Here is a 3,954-nt window from a genome sequence, read left to right as displayed (position 1 = left end):
GGACGCCCTCAAAGCTGGCGCTGACGATCTGCGGCGCGTTGGTGCGGTCCTCACTGCCGTTGATGGTGACGCCGCCGAGCGGTTTCAATCCCGCAATCAGGTGCTCCCGGAGTGTATACAGCTTTTCGATGCGTGCATCAAAATCTTTGTACGCCTCGCGTGCTGCCACGCCGAGTCCGACACACCCCGGCACATTTTCCGTACCGGAACGCATGCCCTTCTGCTGGCCGCCGCCAAACAGAATCGGGCGGATCTTGACACCGTCGCGGATATAGAGGAATCCGACGCCCTTCGGCGCATGGATCTTGTGTCCGCTGACGGAAAGCAGGTCAATTCCCTGTTTTTTCGGACGGATCTTATATTTTCCATATGCCTGGATCGCATCGACATGGAACAATGTCTTCGGATTTTTCTTCTTGATGCACTGGCCGATCGCCTCAATCGGCTCTACTGCTCCGACCTCGTTATTGACGTACATCACAGACACCAGGATCGTATCCTCGCGGATAGCTTTTTCCAGATCCTCCAGAGAAATATGCCCCAGATGATCGACCGGAAGATAGGTCACCTCAAAGCCCATCTCCTCCAGAAATGACATCGTATTGTAGATCGACGGATGTTCCACACCGGTCGTGATAAGGTGTTTTCCGGCTCTGCGGTTTGCCAGCGCCGTGCCGATCAGCGCCGTATTGTTCGACTCTGTTCCGCCAGAAGTAAAGAGAATCTCCTTCTCCTGCACTTTCAGTGTATCCGCGATCGCCTTCTTTGCCTCGCGAATCAAATTTTCTGCTTCCACACCTTTTCTGTGCTTCGCCGCCGCGTTTCCGTAGTTGACGCACATTGCATCAACGACCGCATCCTTTACGCAGTCCAGCACCTTGGTGGTCGCTGAATTATCAAAATAGGCTTCCATTTTTATCTCTATCTCCTTTGTAATTTTCCAATTACACTTCCAACTGCAGCATCAGTGCCGACAGCATACACAAGCCTGCTGTCTCCGTCCGCAAAATTCTCTTTCCAAGCGTTACGATCTCCGCCCCGTTTTCCCTGGCAAGCTCGACTTCTTCGTCCTCAAAACCGCCCTCCGGACCGATGAAAACGGCAATATCCGTACCCGGCTTGACCGACGCCAGCAGTTCCCTCGTTTTCCGGATGCCGTCCGCCGACTCATATGGCAGAAGAACCATATCGTACCCGGCTGCCTCTTTGACCGCCTCTTTGTAGTTCATAAGCGGCGCCACCTCCGGGATAAGGCTGCGCTTGGACTGCTTCGCGGCGCTCTCAGAAACCGCATTCCAGCGTTTTCTCTTCGCGTCCGCTTTTTTCGCATCCAGCTTGACAACCGAGCGCTTCATGCTGACCGGAACCACCCGGTATGCTCCCAGCTCCACCGCCTTCTGGATGATCAGTTCCATCTTATCGCCCTTCGGAAGCCCCTGGAACAGGTGAATCCGCGCCGGAAGCTCTTTGTTTTCCCATTCTTCCAGAATCTTTGCCGAAACATACTCCGGTTCCAGTTTTTCCACGCGGCAGAAATAGTCGCCGCCCTCACGGCTGCTGATCAGGATCTCCTCGCCCGGCTTCATCCGCAGAACATTGCGGATATGGTTGACATCCGCGCCCTCAATCCGGATTTCTTCCGCCCCGATCTGGTGCGGTTCCACAAAAAAATGGTACATGATTATTTCTTCCTCGCTGTGACAGAAACCCACTCGCCCTGATGGGTAATCTCTACAATCTCAAAGGCATCGTTCGCCTCAAATGCCGCCTTGACTGCCTCTTCCTTCATATCAATGATACCCGATGTGATGAAGATACCATTTTTCTTAATATGAACCGGGATCTCTTTCTGCAGCATGATGATAACGTCTGCCAGGATGTTGGCAACCGCAATGTCGTAATACTCGTATTTTACCTCGTCCTGCACTGTTTTATCGTCGATGATGTTGCCCTGTACGACCTTGAACTGCTCCGGTGCGATTCCGTTTGCTTCCAGATTCTCGCCAACGGCTGTGATTGCATTTTCATCCAGATCCGTTCCAAATACGTGTTTTGCGCCCAGTTTTAACGCCGTGATGCCTAAGATACCGCTTCCGGTTCCGACATCAAGCACCTCTGAATCCGGTGTCACGTATTTCTCGAGCTGGCGGATGCAAAGCTGCGTTGTCTCATGCATGCCCGTACCAAACGCCGTACCCGGATCGATCTGAATCAGCAGCTTGTCCTTGTGCTCCTCCGGCACTGTCTCCCAGGTCGGCTTGATGAGGATGTGATCGACCGTAAACGGTTTGAAATACTGTTTCCAGTTGTTGATCCAGTCCTTATCCTCCGTCTCGGATTCTGCAAACGTGCAGGCGCCCAGATCGGTAAACGGCTTCAATTCTTCCAGCGCCTCTTTGACTTTCGCCATCATCGCCGGGATATCATCATCCTCATCGAGATAAAAACTTACCTTCGCCACGCCCTCATCCGGCGGAAGCTCCGGCAGAATGTCGATGAACATTCCCTTCGTCTCTTTCTCGGTCAGTGGGATATTGTCCTCAATCTCAATGCCCTCGATGCCGAGTTCATCCAATGTGTAGCTGATGAGATCCACCGCCTCTGTGGTGGTCGTCAGCGTAAATTTCTTCCATTTCATATTCGTTACCTCTCTTTATTGAAACGACTTATCAGCCAAATATTCACGTTTCATCACGCAGCTATTTTTGCATCATTCTCACTGTAAATGTGTCAAACGTTACTGTTCACAGGTAGGCACTTTTGAAACCGAAAGTGCCGTAAGAAAACGTGGTGGCAGCAGGAATTTGCCGTATTTAAATGCGAAGCCACGGCAAATTCCGTTACTGGGCACGTATGCGTGAACAGTAACTGTCAAACGAATGAATCCGCCTAATCGTTTTAATTTTCTTTTCTAATTTCCCGATAAAATCTTCACAAACAGGATCGCCAGCACCACTAGAATCAGCGGGCGCACGATCTTCTGTCCATTTCCCATTACCAGGCCGGAACCGATATAATTTCCTAAAATACTGCAGATCGCCGCAGCCAGCCCCAGCGTGTAAATGATCTTGCCGTGAATCACAAATGTGACAAACGCCGCCACATTAGACGAAAGATTGATCGCCTTTGTCGTACCCGCCGCCTCTTTCATCGTATAGCGCGCCGCTCCTGTGAGCACCAGCAGCAGGAAAGTTCCGGTTCCCGGTCCGTAAAAACCATCATAAATACCGATGATCAGCGCGGATGCCAGAGCAATCAGAAATGATTTCCGCTCCGGCAGGGTGCCCGCCAGCGAATCATCGCCCATTTTCTTATTCCGCATAACATAAAATGCAACAATCGGAAGAATCACGATCATCATATACTGTAAAATCTTATCGCTGACTAACAGAGTCAGGTTCGAACCGATCGAAGAACCGATCAGCGCCGCCACGATAAACCAGACCACCTTCTTAAACTGTATGTAACCGTTTTTGGCAAACCGCCCGGTCGCGATTGCCGTTCCCATCATGGAACTCATTTTGTTGGTTCCGAGCGCCATATGGGTCGGAACCCCGGCGATCAGGTACGCCGGAAGTGAAATCAATCCGCCTCCCCCTGCGATCGCATCCACAAAGCCTGCCAGAAATACCATCGGGCAGACGATTATAAACTGCAGTATCGTGCAATCCATGCTACATCCTCCAAAATTTTCATGCACGCCCAAATTCCTCCTGCCGTCGCAAAACAGAAATCAAAAAGCACTCCGGGCATACATTTCTATTCTTATTGCAAAAACTCCGCCAGTGCATAGGTACTGACATCCAAGCCATATTCAGTCAGGCGGATATGGCTATCTGTCTGGACCGATGCTTCCAACAATCCTTCTTTCAAAAGCCGCTCGATCACCTCGCCGTACACCGCTTCCATCGCCACGCCAAACCGGCGTTCAAACTCTGCCGTCTGGACGCCGCC

General features: G+C 51.3%; 4 protein-coding genes and 1 pseudogene. All 5 read right to left on the bottom strand.

The genetic code is table 11. The annotated features are described in order from the left end of the window. The coding region (locus tag QVO97_RS07460; RefSeq protein ID WP_288189312.1) for a cysteine desulfurase family protein at positions 1 to 913 on the bottom strand (913 nt) is incomplete at its 3' end. 31 nt (positions 914 to 944) lie between these two features. Then, a complete protein-coding gene (locus QVO97_RS07455) occupies positions 945 to 1,679 on the bottom strand; it encodes a 16S rRNA (uracil(1498)-N(3))-methyltransferase (RefSeq protein WP_022359723.1) in 735 nt (244 codons plus the stop codon). Between the two features lie 2 nt (positions 1,680 to 1,681). Beyond that, positions 1,682 to 2,638, bottom strand: a complete 957-nt coding sequence (prmA, locus tag QVO97_RS07450; protein WP_022359722.1) for a 50S ribosomal protein L11 methyltransferase — start codon at positions 2,636 to 2,638, stop codon at positions 1,682 to 1,684. A 273-nt stretch (positions 2,639 to 2,911) separates the two neighbouring features. After that, positions 2,912 to 3,673: a sulfite exporter TauE/SafE family protein gene (locus tag QVO97_RS07445; RefSeq protein WP_022359721.1), complete on the bottom strand. Its 762-nt coding sequence runs from the start codon at positions 3,671 to 3,673 to the stop codon at positions 2,912 to 2,914. 92 nt (positions 3,674 to 3,765) lie between these two features. Further along, positions 3,766 to 3,954, bottom strand: a pseudogene (locus tag QVO97_RS07440) (coproporphyrinogen III oxidase); the annotation flags it as partial.

It is taken from the genome of Clostridium sp. CAG:43, assembly GCF_000434655.1.
Classification (GTDB): Bacteria; Bacillota; Clostridia; order Lachnospirales; family Lachnospiraceae; genus Otoolea; species Otoolea fessa.
This window is presented reverse-complemented; position numbering and strand designations above follow the sequence as displayed.